The sequence below is a fragment of the Pseudomonas sp. 67(2021) genome (genome assembly GCF_017491835.1).
GTDB lineage: Bacteria > Pseudomonadota > Gammaproteobacteria > Pseudomonadales > Pseudomonadaceae > Aquipseudomonas > Aquipseudomonas atacamensis.
The window spans coordinates 292373-316688 of the sequence record NZ_JAFGYL010000004.1 but is presented as its reverse complement, the minus strand read 5'-3'; the positions used below and the strand labels follow the sequence as shown (position 1 = coordinate 316688).

Annotated in this window: 22 protein-coding genes, 1 tRNA gene and 1 pseudogene; 7 read left to right on the top strand and 17 right to left on the bottom strand. The window is 60.9% G+C overall.

The genetic code is table 11. From position 1 onward, the window contains the following. Window positions 1-27 precede the first annotated feature (27 nt). The 14 genes and pseudogenes from J5M66_RS08445 to J5M66_RS26905 all read right to left on the bottom strand — a co-directional run. Window positions 28-963 (bottom strand): alpha/beta fold hydrolase, encoded by a 936-nt coding sequence (locus J5M66_RS08445; RefSeq protein ID WP_243432907.1) that lies wholly within the window; start codon window positions 961-963, stop codon window positions 28-30. Window positions 964-1069: 106 nt separating this feature from the next. Continuing rightward, the gene (locus J5M66_RS08440; protein ID WP_207808086.1) at window positions 1070-2128 is read right to left on the bottom strand and encodes a PDDEXK nuclease domain-containing protein; all 1059 of its coding nucleotides are present in this window, start codon (window positions 2126-2128) and stop codon (window positions 1070-1072) included. Window positions 2129-2438: 310 nt separating this feature from the next. Then, window positions 2439-2753 (bottom strand): hypothetical protein, encoded by a 315-nt coding sequence (locus tag J5M66_RS08435; protein ID WP_206421224.1) that lies wholly within the window; start codon window positions 2751-2753, stop codon window positions 2439-2441. Between the two features lie 22 nt (window positions 2754-2775). Continuing rightward, window positions 2776-4254 (bottom strand): PLP-dependent aminotransferase family protein, encoded by a 1479-nt coding sequence (locus J5M66_RS08430; RefSeq protein WP_207807981.1) that lies wholly within the window; start codon window positions 4252-4254, stop codon window positions 2776-2778. A gap of 27 nt (window positions 4255-4281) precedes the next feature. Then, window positions 4282-5706 (bottom strand): L-lactate permease, encoded by a 1425-nt coding sequence (locus tag J5M66_RS08425; RefSeq protein WP_206421222.1) that lies wholly within the window; start codon window positions 5704-5706, stop codon window positions 4282-4284. A gap of 15 nt (window positions 5707-5721) precedes the next feature. Further along, a complete protein-coding gene (locus J5M66_RS08420; RefSeq protein ID WP_071174102.1) occupies window positions 5722-6336 on the bottom strand; it encodes a glutathione S-transferase in 615 nt (204 codons plus the stop codon). After that, window positions 6333-8114, bottom strand: coding sequence for an FAD/NAD(P)-binding domain-containing protein (locus J5M66_RS08415; protein WP_207807980.1), 1782 nt, complete (start codon window positions 8112-8114; stop codon window positions 6333-6335). Before J5M66_RS08415 ends, J5M66_RS08420 begins: the two co-directional genes overlap by 4 nt. Then, window positions 8108-9139: a 2,3-diaminopropionate biosynthesis protein SbnB gene (sbnB, locus tag J5M66_RS27230; protein ID WP_243434959.1), complete on the bottom strand. Its 1032-nt coding sequence runs from the start codon at window positions 9137-9139 to the stop codon at window positions 8108-8110. The genes J5M66_RS08415 and sbnB overlap by 7 nt, the downstream gene beginning before the upstream one ends. 5 nt (window positions 9140-9144) lie before the next feature. After that, window positions 9145-10119: a 2,3-diaminopropionate biosynthesis protein SbnA gene (sbnA, locus tag J5M66_RS27225; RefSeq protein ID WP_207855453.1), complete on the bottom strand. Its 975-nt coding sequence runs from the start codon at window positions 10117-10119 to the stop codon at window positions 9145-9147. A gap of 402 nt (window positions 10120-10521) precedes the next feature. Beyond that, window positions 10522-10597, bottom strand: a tRNA-Phe gene (locus J5M66_RS08405). A 91-nt stretch (window positions 10598-10688) separates the two neighbouring features. Further along, complete coding sequence (locus tag J5M66_RS08400) at window positions 10689-10961, bottom strand: oxidative damage protection protein (protein WP_016772129.1); 273 nt, start codon at window positions 10959-10961, stop codon at window positions 10689-10691. Then, complete coding sequence (mutY, locus tag J5M66_RS08395) at window positions 10958-12025, bottom strand: A/G-specific adenine glycosylase (protein WP_024011219.1); 1068 nt, start codon at window positions 12023-12025, stop codon at window positions 10958-10960. Before mutY ends, J5M66_RS08400 begins: the two co-directional genes overlap by 4 nt. After that, window positions 12022-14238, bottom strand: coding sequence for an AsmA family protein (locus J5M66_RS08390; RefSeq protein WP_207807979.1), 2217 nt, complete (start codon window positions 14236-14238; stop codon window positions 12022-12024). The genes mutY and J5M66_RS08390 overlap by 4 nt, the downstream gene beginning before the upstream one ends. Window positions 14239-14316: 78 nt before the next feature. Then, window positions 14317-14528 (bottom strand): annotated as a pseudogene (locus J5M66_RS26905) (aspartate 1-decarboxylase autocleavage activator PanM); the annotation flags it as partial. Window positions 14529-14762: 234 nt separating this feature from the next. On the opposite strand from J5M66_RS26905, the gene J5M66_RS08385 reads away from it, so the two are divergent. From J5M66_RS08385 to J5M66_RS08355, 7 genes are all read left to right on the top strand, one after another. After that, complete coding sequence (locus J5M66_RS08385) at window positions 14763-16427, top strand: OFA family MFS transporter (protein ID WP_024011221.1); 1665 nt, start codon at window positions 14763-14765, stop codon at window positions 16425-16427. A 270-nt stretch (window positions 16428-16697) separates the two neighbouring features. Then, on the top strand, window positions 16698-17291 hold the full coding sequence (gene hisB / locus J5M66_RS08380; RefSeq protein ID WP_016772125.1) for an imidazoleglycerol-phosphate dehydratase HisB: 594 nt from the start codon (window positions 16698-16700) through the stop codon (window positions 17289-17291). Next, on the top strand, window positions 17291-17929 hold the full coding sequence (hisH, locus tag J5M66_RS08375; RefSeq protein WP_016772124.1) for an imidazole glycerol phosphate synthase subunit HisH: 639 nt from the start codon (window positions 17291-17293) through the stop codon (window positions 17927-17929). The genes hisB and hisH overlap by 1 nt, the downstream gene beginning before the upstream one ends. Beyond that, window positions 17930-18190 (top strand): DUF2164 domain-containing protein, encoded by a 261-nt coding sequence (locus J5M66_RS08370; RefSeq protein WP_122705184.1) that lies wholly within the window; start codon window positions 17930-17932, stop codon window positions 18188-18190. It begins immediately after the preceding gene. A 101-nt stretch (window positions 18191-18291) separates the two neighbouring features. Next, the gene (gene hisA, locus J5M66_RS08365) at window positions 18292-19041 is read left to right on the top strand and encodes a 1-(5-phosphoribosyl)-5-[(5-phosphoribosylamino)methylideneamino]imidazole-4-carboxamide isomerase (RefSeq protein WP_034153016.1); all 750 of its coding nucleotides are present in this window, start codon (window positions 18292-18294) and stop codon (window positions 19039-19041) included. A gap of 90 nt (window positions 19042-19131) precedes the next feature. Then, window positions 19132-19902: an imidazole glycerol phosphate synthase subunit HisF gene (gene hisF, locus J5M66_RS08360; RefSeq protein WP_016772122.1), complete on the top strand. Its 771-nt coding sequence runs from the start codon at window positions 19132-19134 to the stop codon at window positions 19900-19902. Window positions 19903-19975: 73 nt separating this feature from the next. After that, a complete protein-coding gene (locus tag J5M66_RS08355; RefSeq protein WP_207807978.1) occupies window positions 19976-20731 on the top strand; it encodes an ABC transporter substrate-binding protein in 756 nt (251 codons plus the stop codon). On the opposite strand, the gene J5M66_RS08350 is transcribed toward J5M66_RS08355, so the two are convergent. The 3 genes from J5M66_RS08350 to J5M66_RS08340 all read right to left on the bottom strand — a co-directional run bounded on the left by J5M66_RS08350 (window position 20712) and on the right by J5M66_RS08340 (window position 24304). After that, window positions 20712-22088 (bottom strand): Vps62-related protein, encoded by a 1377-nt coding sequence (locus tag J5M66_RS08350; protein ID WP_207807977.1) that lies wholly within the window; start codon window positions 22086-22088, stop codon window positions 20712-20714. The genes J5M66_RS08355 and J5M66_RS08350 overlap by 20 nt on opposite strands. Window positions 22089-22205: 117 nt before the next feature. Then, window positions 22206-22982, bottom strand: coding sequence for a divergent polysaccharide deacetylase family protein (locus tag J5M66_RS08345; protein WP_207807976.1), 777 nt, complete (start codon window positions 22980-22982; stop codon window positions 22206-22208). 2 nt (window positions 22983-22984) lie between these two features. Then, the gene (locus J5M66_RS08340) at window positions 22985-24304 is read right to left on the bottom strand and encodes a S41 family peptidase (RefSeq protein WP_039756590.1); all 1320 of its coding nucleotides are present in this window, start codon (window positions 24302-24304) and stop codon (window positions 22985-22987) included. Window positions 24305-24316 lie beyond the last annotated feature (12 nt).

Genomic DNA, 24316 nt, shown 5'->3' with positions numbered 1-24316 from the left:
TGTGTTCCGTCGTGCGTTGAGAGGGGCTCAGCTGCGTGGCACTTGTCGGCCGGGTGTATCGGCGGCCAGTGCGCCGGTCTGCAGCCAGGTCAGAGCAATGGGCCATAGTGTGGCTTGGTATGCGCTGCGAAAAAAGCCGAAATGTCCGACTTGTCGTTCGCCGATGTCCTGCGGCGCAATGCGCAGATGGGTTTTTGCCGCGTTGCTGAAGTAGCCGAGCAGGCGTTCGATCGCCGGGATCGTTCCGTAAGGATCATCGCTGAGGCTGATGGCGAGGATCTGCGCGCGGACGCCATCGAAGGGCAGGGCGCCCGCCTTTTTCATCAGTGCGCGACCGCTTGGGCGTTGCTCGTAACGTGCGGTGGGCGTGCTCCAGTCGCGGACTACGGCGGTTGGCGTGTCCTCCAGCCAACCTAGCCGTTTGCCGGGGAAATAGCCGCAGAGCAGCGCCATCAAAGGCATGACTACATGCCACTTGCCGAACATCCGCCAGCGCTGTTCAGGGGCGTAATCGCGCCAATAAGCGAACTGCGCACCGACGGTTACCAACCGTCGGATCACTTTGCCCGACTCCGCCAAGCCCGCCGCGCAACCACCGAAGCTGTGGCCAACCACATCGATTGGCTGACCGGGAAACTCCTGCTGCGCGCGTTTGAGCATCGCTTCGAAATCCAGCGCGCCCCAGTCAGTCCACGAAGCGCGCAGCCCTTTGATCGACTCGCTGCGTGATTCGCCAATGCCCCGGTAATCGTAGGTCATCACATCGCAGCCATGGCTGAACAGGTAGGCCGCGAACCGTGAATAGTGCCGACAGCGCACCGAGGTGGCGGCGTTGATGATGACCACCGGGCGCTGAGGATCGGGCGAACTATGGCGCCAGGTCAAGCCGCCGAGTGCGTAGCCGTCGTCGGCAGTTTCCTTGAAGGACGTGCCTTCAGCTGCAGTCAAAACTGGTTGGCTCAACTCTGCGTCTTCCAACTCGAATGGGGGCTTGCTGCCTATGGTGCTTGACCTCGGCGGTTAGGTGCCAACCATAGTCGCCGCGCTGATCAAGAACAATCCGGCCGGTTCATTCACTGGATTGAATGAGCATGCGTTCTTCGATCAATGCCTGTTCGCGGTTGAGTTCAGCACGTAACTCTTCTTCGCTCGGCAGTATCGTCTTGTAGCTGCTGGCGAACAGTTGCTCATTGCCTTTGAGCATGGAATAGCGCGCCACCGAGTCATTGCTTTCCGCGCTGAGAATGATACCGACGGTTGGCTTGTCACCTTCGCTGCGCTTGAGCTCGTCGTACATGCGCACATACATGTCCATCTGCCCGACATCGCGGGCGCTGAGCTTGCCGCGTTTCAGGTCGATGATCACGAAGCACTTGAGCAGGTAGTTGTAGAACACCAGATCGATATAGAGGTCGACGCCGTCAGTGCTGATGCGTTGTTGGCGGGCGACAAAAGAAAAGCCTTTGCCAAGTTCAAGCAGAAAGCTTTGCAAGTGGTCGATGAGTGCTTGTTCGAGTCCGCTTTCCCTGACTTTGCCTGCCGAGGGCAGGCCGAGGAATTCGAGCATGACCGGATCGCGAATGAATTCCCGCGGATTGCATTTCATCGCGTCGATGTTGGTCGTGGCTTCCTCGACCACCTCGGCTTTTTCCGGACTCATCAGCAGGCGCTCGTAGTAGAGCGTCAGGATCTGACGATCAAGGGCGCGGCTTGACCAGTTGAGGTCGGCGCATTCGTTCATGTACCACAGGCGCGCTTTCTCGCTTTCGACCCGCAGTAGCCGGCGGTAGTGGGTCCAGCTCAATTCGGGACGCAGTGCGTCTCGAATTGGAAATTTTTGATAAAACAGGCGCATCTTCCACAAATTGGTTTCATCAAACCCTTTCCCGAATTGCCCGCTCAGATCCTTAGCCAGTAGGCCAATCAATTTTTTCCCATATCCCGCACGTTGGGCTCCCTGTTGTTCAAACTCGACGATGTGCCGGCCGATTTGCCAACAGGTCTGCACCTGGATCGTATCGACCGCGCGCAGCACTTTTTGCCGCGCCTGGCGAATCAGTTCGCCCAGTTCGCCCAGCAGTGAATCGATTTTATGGTCTTGCGTATCAGCAGGTTTGAGCTGGCTCATCGGGTCTTCCGCATTCTGGAAACAGAGACGCAAGCATGCCGGGGAAGGCGGCGCAGGTATGTCGGGTGAACCTGCGAGTTCGGAAGGAAGGGTGGGACAGGCGTTGCAGGACTTTGCCACCGGAAGGCGCGTAACGGGGTAAATGTCCGTAGTCCATTTCGTACTTTTGCCCAGTCAATCGCCGCAGAGTTGGCGGCGCTGCGGTGAGCGATCTGGTGTTGCGCTGGAATGAAAGGAACAGGCAGGTAAGAGGCTGCTTCAAAAAAGCGCCCCAGTTGCATCATCGCGAGCGCTTGCCCTTCGGCCTCTGCTAACGCATCCGCCCTTTGCGATAAATCCACAGCCCGAACACACCGATGGCCAACATGAACGCGGTCCAGAAGCTCTGCCACATGAATTCGAACCAGTATCGCCGAGGTTGCAGTGCCAAGGTGTAGGTGCTGCGCGGTCCGCGATTGTTGGTGGTGATGGAACCGCTGACCCAGCTCTCGATAAGCATGTAGATCGACAGACACACGGCAAAGGCGATCAGCACTCCCGCGAGCACCGTCAGCCAGAATGTCCAGCGGCTCGGGCGATACGGCGGAGGATGCGGCAAGCGAATACGGGTTCTTTTCTGATTCATAAGCGAGGCTCGCGTGAGCCGGTCAGAAAACTGCCGGCTCTTGCAATTGTTCAGTCGGCATCTGCCGCAGGTTCGTCGGGCGTGCGGCAAGGTGGGCGCATTCGGCGATCACCTTGAGAATGCCGATCACCGCCGGGGTCAGCGTAGTGCCGAGGCAAATGCGCACGCCTGTGGAAGCCTGGCCGTCGGCGAAAAAGATGCCGCTGCCAGCCACGTGGCAACCACGCTCCGTGGCCAATTGCTGCAGCGCCGGCATGTCGGTGTGTGTCGGCATTTCGATCCAGTGGATGAAGCCGCCGCGCGGTGGGACGTAGAGGGTGCCGATCGGGAAATCCGTGCGCACCAGTGCTTCGACAAAACTCGCCAGCGAAGAGAGTTGCGACCTCAATCTGGCGCAGTGCTCGTCCATGTAGCCACGGCCGATGAATTCATTGAGAACATTTTGCGCCAGGCTGGAAACGGCCAGGTTGCGCGAAAACATCTGCGCGAGGATGGCATTGCGGTATTTGCCGGCCAGACACCAGCCGACGCGATAACCCGGCGCGATGGTTTTCGAAAACGACGAGCAGTAGATTGTCTGGCCGCTGCTGTCGTAGCTCTTGAGGGCGCGCGGCCGATCAGCTTCGGGCACCAGGTCGAAGAAGATGTCGTCTTCGATGATCGGCACATCCGCTTCCCGGGCGATCCTTGAAAGTCTCGCGCGCGCTTCGTCGGGCATGATGAAGCCACGCGGATTCTGCAGCGTCGGGTTGAGAAAGATCACTGCGACTTTTTTCTGTTTCAGCGCTTCCTCCAGATGATCGACATCCAGCCCCGTGCGGCCGTCGGTGCGGATCGGCAGGGCGCGCATGCCCAGGCGTTCGATGGTCTGCAGAATGCCGTAGTAGGTCGGGGTTTCGATGGCGACGGTAGCGCCTTTCGACGCGACGGCTTCGAGGGCCAGTTCCAGAGCGATGGTGTCGCCCGAGGTCACCAGAATGTCGTCCGGCCCGCAGACTACACCGCGGGTCAGCATCAGCCCGGCGATGCGCCGTCGCAGCGCTGGCAGGCCGGGTGGCGCTACCAGACCGCTCAGCGCGTTGTCAGTCCTGGCGGCCAGCACCGAGAGGCATTTGTTGAGCAACACGTTGGGCGTGAGATCGCTGTGCAGAACCGCCGAATTCAGCGATGCAGTGGTGCGCGACGCTGCTTTGGAGAGCATTGCGACCACCGCATGATTGACGTTGACGGTGACACTGGAGAAATCGAAAGCGCCGGATGGTTTTGCCCGCCCTGACGCCGAGACGAAGTAGCCGACGCGCGGCACCGTCGTCACGTAGGCCTCGGCCTCGAGGTCGGCCAGCGCCCGCTGCACCGTGGTGATGCTGGTCTCGAACATCCGCGCCAGAACGCGGATTGACGGCAGTTTCGCTTCGGCCGCCAGGTCACCGCTGTCGATCTGGCGAATAATCCAGTCCTTGACTATCCGCCAGCGCTTGTCCGGCAAATCAAACCTGTCCATAAGTTCTCTGTGATGATTCGAAACAATTCACAGAAAGTAGAGCAAAACGATCCCCGTTGCAGCAACTATGACGATGTTCAGCGCCACCAGACCGAAGGCGAAGCGGATCAGGCTGTTTTCTTCCTGGCGGTTGGCACCGGCAAGTCCGGTGATCAATGACAGGATCGACAGCGAGCCAAGTGCGCCATGGCCGGCGGCGCTGTTGACCATTGCCGCCAGCCACGCCCCGTGTTCGCTGCTCAGCGCGGCAATGGACGGCATCACCAGCGTGTTGCCGCCGACGTTGGAACCGGTGACATAACCGGCAATCCCCGCCAGTAGAGCGATCGTCGGCGCCAGCGAAATACCCGACATGGATTGCAACGCGCTTTGCGCCTCGACGAGGAATCCGGCGTTGACCATCACCTGGGAGAGCAGCAGGAACAGGAAGATTGTCGTGACCGGAAACTTCGCCCGGTTGAACAGCGCTTGCCACGGGAAACCCGCGCCCACGGTTTGCCTGAACGCCATCAGCACGGTCACGATCAGCAGCGCCAGCCCTGGAGACGCCAGCGGCTTCCATGAAACGTGTTCGCCCCTGACGACCCACAGGCCATCCCAGCCCGACAGCACGAACAGTCCGCGCGACGCCACAATCACTCCCAGCAAGGCCAGATAAGGCCATGCCGCGCTCGGCCAGCGCACCAGTTTTTTCCGTTGCGCCCAGGAGATGCCCAGGCCAACGCAAGCCACGGCCAGCCCGGCCAGCACACCGGAAACTTCCGGGCCGAGCCACAGGTTGACGCCAAACAGCACGGCAACGAACAGGGCCGTCACGACAAGCAGCCCCAGCCACGCTGTCATCTTGCGGATGCCGGCCTGCCACAAGGCCAGCGACGCCAGGCAGAGGAACACTGGCGCGCTGATCAGCGCCGAATGGCTGCCGAGGGTTTGCGCCGGCAAATGCGCCAGCAGGGCACCGATCACCGTTGCCAGACCCAGTGTGCCCCACGGCATGATGACCATGCCGGCGAGGGCAATTTTCATCCCCGATTGGCGAGTGAAAAGCCCCATCAGCAGCGGCACCGTGGCGATCAGCGAAACGCCGAAGCCGGTCATCGCTTCCAGCAGCGGCGCCAGGCCCAGCACGATGAAAATCACCTGCGCCGGCGGTGTCCAGCCGAGTTCCTTGACCCATGCGCCGATGGCCTGCGGTGCACCGCCGCGCTCGACCAGAATGACGAAGGCCAGCCCCGGGACGATGACGCACGCGGTGCTGAGAAACAGGATCGTGGTGTCTTGAAAAATCGCCGAGGAGATCGCCGCCGACACCGGCCCGGCAGCGCCCAGAGCCCACAGCACCAGCACCAGTACCACACCGGCCAGCGCCGCTTGTACTGGTGGACGCCGGAGGATCAGGATCAGCGCGATCACCAGCGCGATCGGTGACATTTGCAGCAAGAGAGAGCTCATAGCGGTTTCCTTGGCTTAATCGTGCGTCTGTCCGCTGTACTCGGTCGCCCGCATGGACGCGCGCTGACAGAACGTCTGATACCACTCGCTCAGGCGTGCCTGCGCCGAGAAGTCCGAGAGTTGACGGAAAGCGATCCAGTCCAGGGCCGTCGCCAAGGCGATGTGGCCGACGGTGATCGGGCCATTGAGGTCGACGTGCTCTTCGATGAAGCGATACGCCTCCTTGAGTTTGTAGGCCTGGCCGTCCGCGTACGCCGGATAGCGCAAAGCCTCGGGACGCCGCTCGACTTCCCAGCGCAGCTTGATGCCGACGTCGCACATGCCCTGCGCCAATGCCTGCAGGCGTAGCGCCTTGTAGCGCTCGGGGCCGCTTGCCGGGATGAATTTTCCACCACCGCTCAGGTCATCGAGGTATTCGCAAATCACGATGGAATCGAACAGTGCGCTGTCGTCGGGCAGCATCAGCACCGGCACTTTACCCAAGGGGTTGGCCTGGTAAATGGTCGCGTTCGGTGAAGTCGGGCTGGTCTCGTGATGTATCACCTCAAGGCTCGATGCGATGCCAAGTTCGTGAGCCAGCACCAACACCTTGCGGGCGTACGGCGAATGCGTCTGATAGTAGAGTTTCATGCGCGAGTTCCTGTCTCAAGGATGGCGGTGGCGACTCGATGGGCGTCCATGAACAGCCGCGAAGGTGCGCCCGCCGAGGTGACGTAGTGGTTGTAATAACAGGAGCCTTCAGCGAGCGGACCCAACACCCAGATGTCATGCACCGCTTCGCCGCTGTTCGACCTTGGGTTGCACGCCGCGTCGACATCGATGCCGTCGATGCCCGGCACATCGGTGCGTGGACGCACAAGGCCCAAGCGCGCGAGGTCGCGCACAGGTGCGCAGTCGCTGTGGGTGACGCCGCTGCTCTGGACGTAACCGGCGACTCGCTTGAAGTGCTCGATCGCGGGGCGTGAGCCAGGCTTGAGAAAGGTCAGCAAACCGGCATCACACAGCGCGAGCAGATCGGCGTGGCGCTCCTTCTGCGGGCCGGCGACCAGACGATTGATCGCCTTGTGCCAGCGGCCATAGAACTGCCGATGCGAATCTTCGGTGAGCCCGTCGAAATCGACCGCCTCACGCAGCCGGTCCCGCAAGTCGCGCCAGACTTCGATGGCGGCTTTGATCGGCGACGCGCCGCGTCCCAGGTGTGCTTCATGCAAGTCGGCTTCGAGGGTGTCGTAAATCCATGCGTGATAGTTGTAAGGCGTGACGCTGTCGGGCAGTTTGTGGCTGATCAGCTCCAGCGGACTGATTGCGCCGGCAATCGCTTCGAACTCGCGCAGCAAGGCTTCACAAGCGGCCACACCGGCAGGGCCGGCAACGCTGACGGTTCTGAGCTGCTCAAGCAGCTGTTGTGGCGCTGAGGGTTTATGCAGAACGGCGACCGCAGCGGCACGCATCTCCAGCAGCATCAGCGGCAGAATGTCCCGTTCGAAATCCAGCCGGCGGTTGTGGGCGTTGACCCGCAACGACTCGATGCGCTCGCTCGTGAGCAGCACGGCGCTATGGCGGGGGCAGCCGATCAAGCCATTGGGACGCGTGCGAAACGGCAGCCCGTCCCGCGACTGGATGAAGATCACCGGCTCCTGACCCGAAGGCTGGTAAGTGTGACTGCCATCGGCCATGGGTTTGTAGATTCCGCCTCTGCCAGCCGTCAGCGCCGCCAGGGTGTCCATGGCGCCCAGGCCCAACCCTTCGATCAACACCGTTTCGCCGGGCTCGACGTTGGTGAGGCTGCCCGGCAGCGGGTAAACGTTGTCGACCCGGTTCTGCCCCGCCAGGCGCAGGCGTCCGGTGTGGCCGACGGTCAGCACCAGACGATCCACCGTCACCGCAGCGCCGTCGGCGGTTAGCAGAAGGTATTGCTGGTTCTCGTTGCGCTCGACCGCCGTGACCTGATGCCGATGCAGATTGACCGTTACCCAGGCGGGGGCGGTCGTGAGGATCCGCGTGAAGGCGTCGGCCAGATAAGCGCCGAGCAGGTGCCGTGGCAGAAAATCCTCCGGCTCGACGTCGCGACCGTCGGCGGCGAGCAGGCCGCTGTCGGGGTCAACCTTGACGCGCTGTGCTCGGCACCACGCGAGAAAGTCCGGCCCTGGCCGTTCCCGGGCGTCGGTCAGATCACCGAACGCTGCTGCGTCGGGAAATACCCCGAGCTGACCGGCGACGGTGTTGAGCAACAGGTAGTCCGGTTGATCGGGCCAGTGCGCGCCGCTGCCGAGCACGTTGGGCTCGAAGATGTCGATGAACACCGGTTGTTCCGGGCGTTCCTCGGCGCGGCTCAACAGGCGCTCGAATATCGACAATCCGCGCGAACCGCAGCCGACCAGGCCGATGTGTACAGGCGCCTTCACCATCTGCGCTCCTCGCCAAAAAATGACGGGATGGCAATTGCCGTACCGGCCGCCACCGCAATGTCGTGGATCATCCGGCCAATCGCGAGATCGAGAATGCCCATGCCGAATGGCGAATAGATCAGCGGTTTGTCCTGGGCGACATGCAGGTCACCCCGAATCAGCTGCGCCACTGTGCCGGTGACAAAGTCGCGATGGCCATATTGCTGCTCGGCCAGATGCGGTGAGGTATTGGCCTTCAGGCAATGGGTGATGTCGTCGAAGTAGTTGTAACTTTCCTCGATGATTTCGGCGCCGATATCCCGCAGCGAGATGTTCAGAACAATCTGCCCCGGGCGGAACGTGCCCTGGCCTTTTACGTACGGCTCGCCCGCGCTGGTGGCGAACACCACGATGTCGGCAGTCAGCGCTTCTTCGAGCGACAGCAGGCGTACATCCGGTAGGCCCAGTTGTCCGCCAAATTCCGCGAGGGCTTGCGCCGATTCCGCGTTGAGATCGTGAATGCCCACGCTGTCGAAGGACCAGTCGTCGGCGACGAAAGTCTCGAGGATATTTCTTGAGATTACCCCGCCACCAATGATCGACAGTGTCGCCGCGTGGCGATTCTGGCCATTCAGCCACCAGGCACCCAATACCGCCGACGCCGCCGTGCGCACGGCGCTGATCAGTGCACCTTCGAGCAGGGCGTAGGGATAACCGGTCTGCGGGTCGTTGAGAATCAGCACGGCAGATGCGCGCGGAATGCCTGACTTGATGTTGTCGGGATAACTGGCAATCCACTTGATCCCGGAGACGGATTGATCGCCCTCGCTGTCGACGATGGCCGCCGGCAGCGCAATGATCCGGTTCGCCGGTTGCGCAGGGAAACGCAGGAAATAACTGTCGGGGTTAACGGTTTCGCCACGCTCGTGGGTCAGGTAGGTCTGCGCCACCATGTCGATGGTTGCATGCCGCAGCCCGTTGAGGATGTCTTTGACGACAGCGCCGGGGATCACGTGGAACGGCTGGATCGGATTCTGTGTGGTCATGAGGATTACGCCGAGAGTGCCAGAGCGATTTCAGGGAAAAGGGGCTGCAGTGCGGTTGCGCCGATCCGCTGGGTGACCCAGTCGTCGGAATAGATGGTTTCGAGATAGCGCTCACCCATGTCGGGGGAGATCGCCACCACGACATCGTCGGGCCGGATATGCGGCGCCCACTGGCGGATGCCGGCGAGCACAGTCCCGGTGGAGCCGCCGAAGAGCAGGCCGTAGCGTTGCGCCAGCCAACGGCAGACCTTGATCGTCTTTTCCTCGGGAATCGACAGGAAGTCGTGAATGCCCGACGACTCGAATATCTCCGGCAGGCGGCTGGTGCCGAGCCCCGGAATATGGCGCGTGCCGCCCGGCAGGCCGAACGTCACCGAGCCGACGGTATCGACGGCAATGACTTTGGTCTGTGGATGATGTTCGGCGAAGTAGTTCTTGCAGCCCATCAGCGTGCCAGTGGTGCCAGCGCCGACGAACAGGTAATCCACCTGGGGAAACTTGCGCGCGATGGACCTGGCAGTCGCTTGATAGTGGGCGAGGGGGTTGGTCGGATTCTTGTACTGGTTGAGCCAGATGTAGTCGGCGTTGTCAGCGACCAGTTGCTCGATCAGACGAATCCGCGAATTCAGATATCCGCCGTTCTCGTCGCGTTGATCGACCATGAGCATTTGCGCGCCCAGGGCTTGAATCAGCTTGCGGTTCGGCGCGGAAATATTCGGGTCGATTACGCAAACGAACTGGTAACCCTTGGCGGCGCAGACCATGGCCAGCGCAACGCCCAGATTCCCCGACGAGGATTCGATAAGGCGGGTCTTGTGGTTGATCAGTCCGCGGACTTCAAGATCAGTGATCAGCGCGTGCGCGGTCTTCAGCTTGATGGAGCCGGCAGGATTCAGTCCTTCGATTTTCAGCTGGATCGTTGCGCTGCAAAGATCGTCGATCTGCACATAACTGTTTTCATTGATGAGTTGCTTGATCATACGTCGTCCGTTTCGCTCTTTTGCCGGGCGCACGGGGCGCCAGCATTCATCCTGGAATGTTTGAAAAGCACTAACTGCAGTTCGCCTGTGGGTTGGGTTCAGATTTTTTTGCTGGACAGGAAGTGACCTTGCGGGCGACGCCGATCGATTCAAAAAATCAGGGTTTGCGCTCTGAGGGCTACAGGAGTCCAGAGTGTTGCGGGGCGCAAAGTAGAGCCAGTCATTGGCTCGCCAAGGCTTGCGCAAAGTATTGGCGAAACGCCATCTGCGCGGAGAGATACAGATTTCGGGTTTTTTCCAGTACAGCTGGAATCCGGGTATATCGAAGGACGAAGAGAGGAGGGGGATCAAATCGCAGGCATAAAAAAACCCTGAATCTTGCGATTCAGGGTTTTCGGTATTTGGTGCCCAGAGACGGAATCGAACCGCCGACACGGGGATTTTCAATCCCCTGCTCTACCGACTGAGCTATCTGGGCAACGGGGCGCATTAAAAGGGTTTTTCGGATTTACGTCAACGACTTTTTGAAAATTTCTTAAATTAATTCCGTCGCTTACGAAATATACCGGTTATTCGGCTGGCGGCACGTAGCCTTCGGCCTTGGCGTATTCCTCGCCGGAGAAGTACTTGTCCATTTCGCCCTGCAGGTATTTGCGATCTTCGGCGTTCATCATGTTCAGGCGCTTTTCGTTGATCAGCAGGGTCTGGTGTTTCTGCCAGTCGGCCCAGGCCTTGGCCGAGACGTGGTCGAAAATGTCCTGGCCCTTGGCACCCGGGAATGGGGCGCGTTCCAGCGCGGGCAGTTCTTCTTTGTACTTGCGGCACATTACGGTGCGGGTCATGGCGATTCTCCTGCATTCAAGACGGCGGCCGCGCGCTCAAGCAAGGTCTTGACCGGGGCAGCAAGGCCCAGGCGCGGCGGGGTGGCGAGGTTATACCAGAGCCAGTCGGCCTCGGCCACGTGATGGCTGGCTTCCTGCACGTGAACCAGCCACGGTTCGATGGACAACTGGAAATGGCTGAAGGTGTGAACCAGGCTCGGCAGCGCCTGCTGCTGGCCCATGGTCAGCGAGTGCTGATCGGCCAGATGTTGCAGATCTTCCAGATCATCCAGCTCCGGCAGGCTCCACAAACCGCCCCACAGTCCCGTCGACGGGCGGCGATAAAGCAGAATCGCACCTTCGCCGTTGGCCAGCATTGGCATCAGCGTGCGTTTCTGCGGGATGGCCTTGCGCGGCTTGGGAATCGGATAACGGGTTTCCAGGCCAAGCATGTGCGCTTCACAGCCACGCTTGAGCGGGCACAGCAGACAGCTCGGCTTGCTGCGCGTGCAGAGTGTCGCGCCAAGATCCATCATCGCCTGGGTGTAGGCGTTGACCCGATCGTGCGGGGTGAAGCGCTCGGCGTTGGCCCAGAGTTGTTTGGCCACCTTCGGTTCGCCGGGGTAGCCCTCTTGCGCAGTGAAGCGCGCCAGCACGCGTTTGACGTTGCCATCGAGGATCGGCGCGCGCAGGCCCATGCTGATGCTGGCGATCGCCCCGGCGGTGGACAGGCCGATGCCCGGCAGCTCGGTGAGTTTTTCCACGTCGCGCGGGAATTCGCCAGCGTACTGGCTGACGACGATCTTCGCGGTCTTCTGCAGGTTGCGTGCGCGAGTGTAGTAACCCAGCCCGGTCCACAGGTGCAGCACCTCGTCTTCCGGCGCTGCGGCCAGCGCTTCGACTGTTGGCAGCGCCGCCATGAAACGCTCGAAATAGTTGAGCACGGTGCTGACCTGAGTCTGCTGCAACATGATCTCGGACACCCAGACCCGATATGGATTGATGTCCTGCTGCCACGGCAAATCGTGGCGGCCATGGCGGTCGAACCACTCCAGCACCGCCGTGGAAAATTGCTCTGCTGTCATCGCTTGAACAGCCCCTTCAACGCGTCTTTCAATTCCGGGCTGACTTTATCGCCCAGTTTTTCGTCGATTTTCTCGCTGAGCTTGTTGCCAGCCATCTTGCTGGCCACCTGACCGAGACGGTCATTGTCGACGCGGCAGGCCTTGGCGCCCAGTTCCAGCGGGCCACGGCAGCGCAGTGGCCACTCGATGCCGACGAATTTCTCGCCGACCTGACAGGCCGGGTCGGGCATGGCGCTGGTGTCGCCCTCGACGATGATGCCGACGCGGTAATCCATACCCAAAACGCGCAGGTCGATGTCGCCGTCACCGTTGACGGTCATGCCGGGGATGCGCACTTTCAGGTCGGGGTTATTGGCGACGCCGTTGCGCACGGTCAAGTTGCCCTTGAGCTCTTCGAACGGTGTGTCCTTGCCCCGTGGCTCGCCGCTGAGGGATTTGCGATTGAGGGTGGCGATGCCTTTGCACAATTGCTGTTCAAGGTTGGCGTTGAGCAGCACGCCGTTGTTGATGACGAAACTGGCGTTGCCGTTGAGCGTGTCGATCAGCGCCTGCTGGCTGTTGCCGCTGCCGGTGAGGCTGCTGGTCAGCGTTACCAGACCTTTGACCGGCGGATTCTTGCCTTGGCTTTCGATGATTTTTTCCGCCGGCACGCGGTTGAGCCGGGTCTGCAGGTTGAGCACCGGCGCGCTTGGGCGCACGTCGAGTGTGCCGTTGGCGACGAAGCCGCCGTTGTACAGATCACCGCTCAGGTTAGTCAGCGTCAGCAGGCCGCCCTGGCCGGTGGCTTTGAGCGCGGCGTTCTGGATCGGTAGCTTGTCGAGGGTCAGTTGGCCGAAAGTCAGATCGGCATCGACGTCGAGTTTGGCCAGGCGTTCGACCGGTAGCAGGCGCTCGGTGCTCCAGGCGGTTTTGCTCGGTTTGTCCGGCAGCGGCGTGGTGCCTGCGACGGCGCCGGCCTCGGTGCTGGCGACTTCGGCCTGACGGGTTTGCGTGGCGCTGTTGGCCAGGGCCGATTTCGGTGGCAGGTAACGGTCGACGTTGAACGTGTCGGCCTTGAGAATCGCGCGCAGCGACTGTTTGGCGAAGTCCTCGATGGCGATGCGGCCGCTGAAGCTGCTGTCATCGAGTTTCAGGTTGATGTTGTCGAACGACAGGCTGGTCGGAGTGGCAGCAACGCGGCTGACCAGTTCGACCTTGCTCAGGCTGCCTTCGCCCATCGCCGGCAGTGTCTGGCCGATGCTGTCGACGAATTTCGCCAGATCGAACTGGGCAATGGAAATGCCGCCGCTGATCTGTGGCGTCTTGTCGAGGTCGTTGGCTTTCAGCTCGCCCAATGCGCGCAACTGGTTGGCGGAAATCTTGATGCCGGTCCATTCGGCGACGTTCGCTGCTTTATCCAGCAATAACTGGCCTTGCGCGGAGAAGGTCATGGTCTTGCCTTGCAGCGGATCGCCAGCGAGCTCGCCGGTCAGCTTCAGGTCTTCAAACTTGTAGCGTTGCAGGGCGCGCTCGAAGCGCAGCTCGCCGTTGAGCTCGGTGCGCACGCGCAGTACCGGTTGGTTGGTGCCAAGGAACGCGGTGGCTTTCACCGGGATATTGGTCGAATCGTGTACCGGGCCGGTGCTCAACTGAATGCTTTCGGCACTGAACTGCTTGCCGGTCAGCTCATCGGTGTATTCAACGCGGGCGTTGTTGACGGTCAGGCTGTCGATGTCGAGGCGGATCGGTTGCGCCGGTTTTTCCACGGCGACGGTCGGCTCGCTGGCGGTCGCGCCCGGTGTGGCGGGTGGCGTCGAGCCTGGCGCCACAGGCACCTTGCCGATGTCTTCCCAATTGCCGTGGCCGTTTTTGTCGCGGTTCAGGCGCAGGTTGAGGCCTTCGACGCGCACGTCACTCATCTGTACTTCGCGGCGCAACAGCGGCAGCACGCGCACGGACAGGCCGAGCATCTGCAAGTCGGCAAACGGTTCGGCAGGTTTGGCCAGGGTGGCGACGCTGGCTTCGTGCAATTCCAGGCCGAGCCACGGGAACAGGCTCCAGCCGATATCGCCATTGAGCGTCAGCTCTATGTGGGCCTTGTCGCGGGCAATCTGGCGGATCTCGTCTTTATAGTCGTTGGGATCGAAGAGGTGGGTCAGGGCAAAGCCTGCCGCCACAATGATCAGCAACAGCCCGAGAAGTACCAGACCCAGGATTTTGCCGAACGCTTTCATGGGCGAGTCCTTGTAGTTAGTCGAATTGGTCATATGGCCGGGGAGTATAGCGCTGCCGGCACCCGGTTCGGTGTGGCGTCATCTGCCGAGGGTCGGCGGTGGCACCTGCAACTTCGCCACAGGGCCTGCGCTTGAGGATGCCCGGCGGGCGCCAGAGGGTGCAATTCGTCCCCCGCTTGCGACGCCATTTTTTGCGCTTGGTTCACCCGTCGTTCAGTCACGCCCAGGCGACGGGTAACTTTTCACACGCATAAATGGGACAAGTAGCAAACGGCGTGGTGCCTTTGCAGACACGGGGTTGGCGGCTTCCCGAGTCGTACGAGAACAGATGACTTGAAAAAAGGTGATATCAGTTTGGTTTTTCTGTCACCTGAGAATGGTAACCTTCGCCAGTTCGTCCGCCCGTCTGCGACTTAACGTCGCGCCTTCAAGGAGCTTCACCTAAAAAAACGGTCATGCCTGCGTGCATAAGGCCGAGGGTGAGCAGTGGCTGGCGAACCATACTAACAATTGGGGGATACACAATGAGCACGAGCATCACGGCGGACGGCCTCAGAGCCGACCAGCCTGCGTTCCTGTCCAAGGAACGCATCATCGCCAAGCCCGGTTTCAACCGCTGGCTGGTTCCACCGGCCGCTTTGGCCATTCACCTGTGCATCGGCATGGCCTACGGCTTCTCGGTGTTCTGGTTGCCGCTGTCCAAGGCACTCGGCGTTACCGCACCGGTGGCTTGCGCGCCGGACATGAGCTTCATCGCACAGGTATTTTCGTCGAACTGCGACTGGCCGATCTCCATGCTCGGCTGGATCTACACGCTGTTCTTCATCTTCCTCGGCTGCTCGGCAGCGATCTGGGGTGGCTGGCTGGAGCACGCCGGGCCTCGTAAAGCGGGCGTGGTCTCGGCCTTGTGCTGGTGCGGTGGTCTGCTGATTTCTGCGTTGGGTATCTATACCCACCAGATCTGGCTGATGTGGATCGGTTCCGGCGTGATCGGCGGTATCGGTCTGGGCCTGGGCTATATCTCGCCGGTGTCGACCCTGATCAAGTGGTTCCCGGACAAGCGCGGCATGGCGACCGGCATGGCGATCATGGGCTTCGGTGGCGGCGCGATGGTCGGCGCACCACTGGCGACTGCACTGATGAGCCACTTCGCATCGCCAGAAGGCGTGGGCGTATGGCAGAGCTTCGTGGCCATGGCGGCCATTTACTTCGTGTTCATGATCGGTGGCGCACTGTCCTACCGCGTGCCGCCAACCGGCTGGAAACCTGAAGGCTGGACCGCTCCGGCGAAGAAAGCGTCCAACGCCATGATCACCAACCGTCACGTCCACGTGAACGTAGCGTGGAAAACCCCGCAATTCCGTCTGGTCTGGCTGGTGCTGTGCCTGAACGTGTCGGCGGGTATCGGTATCCTCGGCATGGCTTCGCCACTGTTGCAGGAAGTGTTCGGCGGCAAACTGCTGGGCGTCGATGTACCGTTCGGTCAACTCGACGCTGGCCAACTGGCCTCGATCGCGGCGATCGCAGCGGGCTTCACTGGTCTGCTGAGCCTGTTCAACATCGGAGGCCGGTTCTTCTGGGCCTCGTTCTCGGACTACCTGGGCCGCAAGAACACCTACTTCGTGTTCTTCGCGCTGGGTTTTGCCCTGTACGCGCTGATTCCGAACATGGGCCATCTGGGCAACGTTGCGCTGTTCGTGGCGGCGTTCTGCATCATCCTGTCGATGTACGGCGGTGGTTTTGCCACCGTTCCGGCGTATCTGGCCGACCTGTTCGGTACACAGATGGTCGGTGCGATCCACGGTCGTCTGCTGACTGCCTGGGCCGCTGCCGGCGTGCTCGGTCCGGTGCTGGTCAACTACCTGCGTGAATATCAGTTGAGCATCGGCGTGGAACGCGCTGCCGCTTACGACATCACCCTGTACATCCTCGCCGGCCTGCTGGTGCTGGGCTTCTTGTGCAACCTGATGGTGCGCCCGGTGGCCGACAAGTACTTCATGACCGACGCCGAACTGGCCGCCGAACAGGCGCTGGGCCACGACAAGGGTGCCGATGCCAGCACCGTTCTGGAGTGGAAAGCGGCGCCGGGCACCAAGCCTCTGGCGATCGCGGCATGGCTGGTGGTGGGTATTCCGTTGGCGTGGGGTGTGTGGGTGACCCTGCAGAAGACGGCGGTACTGTTTCACTAAGGTCATTTACCTTTGATCGTTCCCACGCTCTGCGTGGGAATGCCTCCCATGACGCTCTGCGTCACATTTGAAGCGGACGCGGAGCGTCCGGGGCTGCACTCCCACGCAGAGCGTGGGAGCGATCATCATCCCTTCTCGCTTGTATGGACATGTCTACCCGCGACAGTCGGGCGTTCTATCCGTCAGGCATCTCACCTCTCGTGTTTCTGTTTGCCTCCTGCGTGCCTATAATGGCTGCCTTTTTCGCCCAATGATTTTGCGGAGCTGGTGATGGCCGAACGTAAGGCGTCTGTCGAGCGCGACACTCTGGAAACCCAGATCAAAGCCTCGATCAACCTTGATGGCACCGGAAAGGCCCGATTCGATATCGGTGTACCTTTTCTTGAGCACATGCTGGATCAGATCGCCCGTCACGGGTTGATCGACCTGGATATCGAATGCAAGGGCGATCTGCATATCGACGACCACCATACGGTGGAAGACGTCGGTATCACCCTCGGCCAGGCGTTTGCCAAAGCCATCGGCGACAAAAAAGGCATCCGTCGCTACGGCCATGCCTACGTGCCGCTCGATGAAGCGCTGTCGCGCGTGGTGATCGATTTCTCCGGTCGCCCGGGCCTGCAGATGCACGTGCCGTACACCCGCGCTACCGTCGGCGGTTTCGACGTTGACCTGTTCCAGGAGTTTTTCCAGGGCTTCGTCAACCACGCGCTGGTCAGCGTGCACATCGACAACCTGCGCGGCACCAACACTCACCACCAGATCGAAACCGTGTTCAAGGCTTTCGGCCGCGCGCTGCGCATGGCCGTCGAGCTGGACGAGCGCATGGCCGGGCAAATGCCGTCGACCAAAGGCGTTCTGTAATGCAGACGGTTGCGGTTATCGACTACGGCATGGGCAATCTGCACTCGGTGGCCAAGGCTCTTGAGCACGTCGGCGCCGGCAAGGTGCTGATTACCAGCGATGCGAACGTGATTCGCGAAGCCGACCGTGTGGTATTCCCGGGCGTTGGCGCGATTCGCGATTGCATGGCGGAGATCCGTCGCCTCGGCTTCGACTCGCTGGTCCGTGAGGTCAGCCAGGATCGGCCGTTCCTCGGCATCTGTGTCGGCATGCAAGCCCTGCTCGATACCAGCGAAGAGAACGCCGGCGTCGACTGCATCGGCCTGTTTCCGGGCGCGGTGAAATTCTTCGGCAAGGATCTGCACGAAGACGGCGAGCACCTGAAGGTCCCGCACATGGGCTGGAACGAGGTGAAGCAGAACATCAGTCACCCGTTGTGGCATGACATCCCGGATCTGGCGCGTTTCTACTTCGTGCACAGCTACTACATCGCCGCCGCCAATGCGCGGCAGGTGGTAGGCAGCGGTCATTACGGTGTCGATTTCGCCGCAGCGCTGGCCGACGGTTCGCGTTTCGCCGTGCAGTTCCACCCGGAGAAAAGCCATACCCACGGCCTGCAACTGCTGCAGAACTTCGCTGCGTGGGACGGTCGCTGGTAAATGGCTGTCAAGAAATCCAGACCGCCGATTCTGACCCTCACTCCCGAGCAGGAGAGCGAGGCCAGTCGCAAGATTCAGCGGTTCATGGAAGACCGTTTCGAACTGGATCTGGGTTCGTTCGAGGCGGCGGAAATTCTTGAGCTGTTTACCCGCGAGATTGCTCCGCACTATTACAACAGGGCGATTTTCGATGTGCAGACCCACCTCAAGGAACGGTTTGAAAGCATCGAAAGCGACCTGTGGGCGCTCGAAAAAAATTAGGAGCAGCTGCAAGCTTCAAGCTGTCAGCTGCAAGAATCAGACACACGTGCGCGCTTGCAGCTTAAAGCTTGCAGCTTGCAGCTCTTTGACGAAGGAAAAGCATGCTAATTATTCCTGCTATCGATCTTAAAGACGGTGCCTGCGTACGTCTGCGCCAGGGCCGCATGGAAGATTCCACGGTGTTCTCCGATGACCCGGTGAGCATGGCTGCCAAGTGGGTGGAGGGCGGTTGCCGCCGTCTGCATCTGGTCGACCTCAACGGCGCGTTCGAAGGCCAGCCGGTCAACGGCGAAGTGGTCACCGCGATCGCCAAGCGCTACCCGACCCTGCCGATCCAGATCGGTGGCGGCATCCGTTCGCTGGAAACCATCGAGCATTACGTCAAGGCCGGCGTCAGCTACGTGATCATCGGCACCAAAGCCGTGAAAGATCCGGCGTTCGTTGCTGAAGCCTGCCGTGCGTTTCCGGGCAAGATCATTGTCGGTCTGGATGCGAAAGACGGTTTCGTCGCCACCGACGGCTGGGCTGAGATCAGCACCGTGCAGGTCATTGACCTGGCCAAGCAGTTCGAAGCCGACGGCGTGTCCTCGATCGTTTATACCGACATCGCCAAAGACGGCATGATGCAGGGCTGCAACGTACCGTTCACCGCTGCGCTGGCCGCTGCCACCAGGATTCCGGTGATCGCTTCCGGCGGCATCCATAACCTGGGTGACATCAAGTCGCTGCTCGACGCCAAGGCACCGGGCATCATCGGCGCGATCACGGGCCGCGCGATCTATGAGGGCACGCTGGATGTGGCAGAAGCCCAGGCTTTCTGCGATAGCTACGCGACCAGCTCCAAGCTGTAAGCTGCGAGCTGCAAGTTAGAAGCGCGACCGCGTCCGTTCTTTCTTGCAGCTTGCAGCTTGAAGCTTGCAACTCTTAATCGGAGATTAAGCATGGCTCTGGCCAAACGCATCATCCCTTGCCTGGACGTGGACAACGGCCGGGTCGTCAAAGGTGTGAAGTTCGAGAACATCCGCGACGCCGGTGACCCGGTGGAAATCGCCCGTCGCTACGACGAGCAGGGCGCCGACGAGATTACCTTTCTCGACATCACCGCCAGCGTCGATGGTCGTGACACTACGCTGCATACCGTCGAGCGCATGGCCAGCCAGGTGTTCATTCCGCTGACCGTCGGCGGTGGCGTGCGTACCGTGCAGGACATCCGCAACCTGCTCAATGCCGGCGCGGACAAGGTGTCGATCAACACCGCCGCCGTGTTCAATCCGGAGTTCGTTGGCGAAGCCGCGCAGCATTTCGGCTCGCAGTGCATCGTCGTCGCCATCGACGCCAAGAAAGTCTCCGGCCCCGGCGAAACCCCGCGCTGGGAAATCTTCACCCACGGCGGGCGCAAGCCGACCGGCCTCGACGCGGTCGAGTGGGCGAAGAAAATGGAAGGCCTTGGCGCTGGCGAAATCCTCCTGACCAGCATGGATCAGGACGGCATGAAAAACGGCTTCGACCTCGGCGTGACCCGCGCCATCAGCGACGCGCTGGGCATTCCGGTGATCGCTTCCGGGGGCGTCGGCAATTTGCAGCATCTGGCCGACGGCATTCTCGAAGGCCATGCCAGTGCGGTGCTGGCGGCAAGTATTTTCCACTTCGGCGAATACACCGTGCAGGAAGCCAAGGCCTACATGTCGCATCGCGGCATCGTCATGCGCTAAAGCGTACAGGCCAGTGGACAGCATGGCGCGCCCAAGGCACTCTTGGGCACGCCATGGATTCCGGTAGCCCGACATGATCAAACGCCTGCTTGTTGTTCTCGCCAGCGCCTCGTTGTTGTTCATCAGCAATGCCCGGGCCGAAACCAGTCCCGACACCGATCTGGTGCTGCTCACCGAGAACTTCCCGCCGTACAACATGGCGAAGAACGGCAAGAACTTCGCCCAGGGCGACAACATCAACGGTATTGCCACGGACATCGTTCGCGAGATGTTCCAGCGCGCCGGCCTCACTTACAGCCTGACCCTGCGTTTCCCCTGGGAACGTGTCTACAAGCTCGCCCTGGAAAATCCCGGTTACGGGGCCTTCGTCATGGCGCGCCTGCCCGATCGCGAAAGACTGTTCAAATGGGTCGGCCCGATCGGCCCGGATGACTGGATTCTGCTGGCCAAGGCTGACAGCAAGATCACCCTCGACACCCTCAACGACGCGCGCAAATACAAGATCGGCGCCTACAAGGGGGATGCGATTGCCGAGACACTCACCAAGCAAGGCCTCAAACCGGTGGTGGTGCTGCGCGATCAGGACAACGCTAAAAAGCTGCTCAGTGGCCAGATCGATCTGTGGGCCACGGGTGATCCTGCCGGCCGTTATCTGGCACGGCAGGATGGCGTGACCGGTCTGAAGACCGTGCTGCGCTTCAACAGTGCCGAGTTGTACCTGGCGCTGAACAAGGATGTTTCCGATGAGGTGGTCAACAAGCTTCAGACCGCGCTGGATCAACTGCGCAAAGAAGGCGTGGTCGATGAAATCATGGCGCGCTATCTGTGACCACATCCAGATCAGGCGATGGCAGCGCTTCTACGTTGGTGCTGTCGATGCCTGTCTCAGCGGGGATATCCGACGTCAGCGATGGGCACGAACTGACTGACTCGATGGATTGCGGCGGGTATTGCGTCAGCAGAACGCTGGAGTCGTCGGTATAGCCGAAATCGACCGCCACTTGAGTACCGTCTTCCCTCACCAGTTCGTAATGGCTTTGCATCTGATAGACCGCTACGGCTGATTGTTTTGGCACCATGGCAATCACGATCTGCGGTCGCAGCTCGTGCCAGCCGTTGGAAGACGCTTCAGTGTGGGTCAGGGCCTTCGGCAGGCAAGCCGAGAATCTGGTCATGCGGATGTCGCTCAGAGGCGCGGATGGCCAGGCTTTTACAATTTCCATCGCGGTGAAGCTATGGAACATCCGCATCGTCACGGCGCTCTGCGCGCGCGGCGCAGTCCATTTTGTCGCGCGGTATGTGTTTGCCTCATTGCGCTCATAACCGATGAGCACGTATTGGTCGGTCCTCTTGAGTGCGTAGTAAGGTGAGTTGCGAAACTGCTCACCGGGATGCGCATGGTCTCGCACCGCGAACCAGGGCAGGCGGGCAACATGTGTGACTGTGGCGGGTTCGCTTTCGGCTGGCTTGGCATAGCCACCGAGAACCGGAACCTGCGGTGGTTCGCTCAGTTGCACAGGGATCTGCATGCGCAACGCGTACGCCGATGAAGGTGCCGCAGGCTTGCTGTAGCCCTGAATGCCGGCGAATGTGCCCGCTGCAAACAGGATTTCGCCTGCTGCCGCAGTCGGCGGTTCGATGGCGTAGGCACTGAAACTCATTTTGGCGCCGCTACCTTTGTCATTCCAGATCAACTCGCCGAGGTTCGCCGTGACGACGAGGTCGACCCTGACGCAGCGCACTGAATTGAGCGAAGGTTTGCAATGATCGGTGGTGCAGACTTGCCCCAAGGCGACGTAACCGACAGGTGCCAAAGGGCGCCAGATCGACAGGCGCGCAACATTGGGCGCCCCGGTTTCTTTCCAGACCAGTTCAAAATCGACAGGGCGCGCCAGTGCCTTGCCTCTGGCGTTTTCGACTCCTTTCAAATCCCTCTCGCAGACTGCGGCCGCGACTACTTCGCCGTTGATATTGGCATCGCCGGGGATCAGCATATCGCCCAGCGGGAAATAGCCCGGCAGTGCATCCGGAGCGGGGGCAGGGCGCCAGAAGGTGGCGGGTTTCGCTTTCGAGCCGTTGCTGCTCCAGACCCGATTGAACTCCGTGGTGAAGTTGATCAGCAGGTTGTCCTGGATGATCGGTTCCATTTGCCGTGGCAGCGCTGCGATATTGTCTTCGATAGTCATGATGATTCCTGATAGTTGAAAGCGACGCGAGGGCGTCGCGACCTGTTGCAGGTCGCACTATCGGAAACGGGGACGGTTATCGGGTGGTAACTATGTATGTGCCAGCGTCACAGGGTTTCACCGGTAAACGCCATCCTTGCCATGCCCAGCCATGGCGCGGTTGCTGCGCACGCTGATCATCTGCCGGATATCGATCCAGTCGATGCCTTGCGCTTTGAGTCTGGGTAATTCGCGCTCCAGCACCGCCAGGGTCTGCGGATACGGATGGCCGATCAACACCGCTGAGCCCTGTTTGTGCGCCAGGGTGATCGCGGTCTGCAACTGATTGGCAATGGCCGCTTCGGTGCGCTCATCATCGAGAAACACGTCTCTGGAAACGCTGGCCAGATCGATTTTCTGCGCCTGCTGCGCAGCGACCGTTTGAGCGCTGGTGCGGCTGTCGACGAAGAACTTGTGCCGACGCTGCAATTCGCCCATCAACCACGCCATCGCCGCAGGCTGCGCGGTCATGCGGCTGCCCATGTGATTGTTGATGCCGGCGGTGAACGGGACTTTTTCAAACGCGGCATTCAGGCGTTTCTGCAGCTCTTCGATGGGCAGTTCGGGGTGCCAGGCGTACGGCCCGGTGGCCGGATCCATGGGCATGTGCAGGATGACGATCTTGCCGGCGCGATGGGCTTCGCGGGCAAATTCGCTGGCGTGGGGGGTGTCGGGCATGATCGCCGCCGTGACCGGGCCGGGCAGGGCGAGCACGCGGCGATCCCGGGGCAGGTTCTGCCCCAGGTCATCGATGATCAATGTCAGGTAGGCTTTGTGCGGCGAGGAGCTGGCGGGCTCTGCTTGGGCAAAACCCGCCAGACAGCACAACAGGACGCAGAGTGCGCGGAGCAACATCCTCAGCGGCCGGAGGTGATGCTCAGGCCTTTGAGCAGGCTCAGGGCCTGGGCCAGCTGGTAATCGTCATCCTGCGGCATCGCTTTGGCCTTGCCGCCGGAACCGCTCGGTTTGTCGGCGCCGCCGTTGCCGTTGCCCAAGTGACCTTGCAGATCGGCTTCCTTGAAGTATTCGCTGTCGGCTTCGTTGGTGATCTTCGCGCGGCGCACTTCGATGTCCGGCACGATGCCCTGAGCCTGGATCGAGCGGCCGTTCGGCGTGAAATACAGCGCGGTGGTGATCTTCAGCGCGCGGTCGTTGTTCAGCGGCAGCACGGTCTGCACCGAACCCTTGCCGAAACTGGTGGTGCCCATGACCACGGCACGCTTCTGGTCCTGCAGGGCGCCGGCGACGATTTCCGAAGCCGAGGCACTGCCACCGTTGATCAGCACGACCATCGGTACCGCTTCGCTTTCGTCCTTGCCGGTGGCGGAGAAGCGCAATTCGGAGTTGGCGATGCGGCCCTTGGTGTAGACGATCAGGCCTTTGGTGATGAAGTGGTCGACCACTTCCACTGCCGATTGCAGTACGCCGCCCGGGTTGTTGCGCAGGTCGAGAATGATGCCGTTGAGCTTCTTGCCGTTGTCCTTGCGCAGTTTGGCCAGAGCCTTGGAGACTTCTTCGCCGGTCTTGACCTGGAACTGGGTGATGCGGATGTAGCCGTAGCCCGATTCCAGCAGTTGCGCCTTGACGCTTTTCACCTGAATCACTGCACGGGCCAGGGTCACATCGAACGGCGTGCCGCCATCGCGAACCAGGGTCAGGGTGATTTTCTGGCCGATCTTGCCGCGCATCTTGTCGACGGCTTCGGTCATGGTCTGGCCGCGGGTTGGCTGGCCGTTGATCTTCACGATGAAGTCGCCAGCCTGAATGCCGGCCTTCGACGCCGGGGTGTCGTCGATCGGCGAGACAACCTTGATGAAGCCGTCTTCGGCGCCGACTTCGATGCCCAGGCCGCCGAATTCACCGCTGGTGCTTTCCTGCAATTCGGTGAAGTCTTCCGGGCCAAGGTAGGCCGAATGCGGATCGAGGTTGCTGAGCATGCCCTTGATCGCGTTTTCCAACAGGGTCTTGTCGTCTACAGGCTCGACGTACGCGGCTTTGATCCGGTCCATGACCTCGGCGAAGGTGCGCAGCTCTTCCAGCGGCAGCGGCGCCTTGGCGGTCGCGGCAGTGCCTGCCGGAGCGACGGTCGGGGCCGGTTGTGCGGCGAACGCCAGAGGCGCGCCTATCACCAAGGCGATCGTCAGGGCCAGCGAGGTAAGGCGGGACAAATGCAGCATGTCGAACGAACT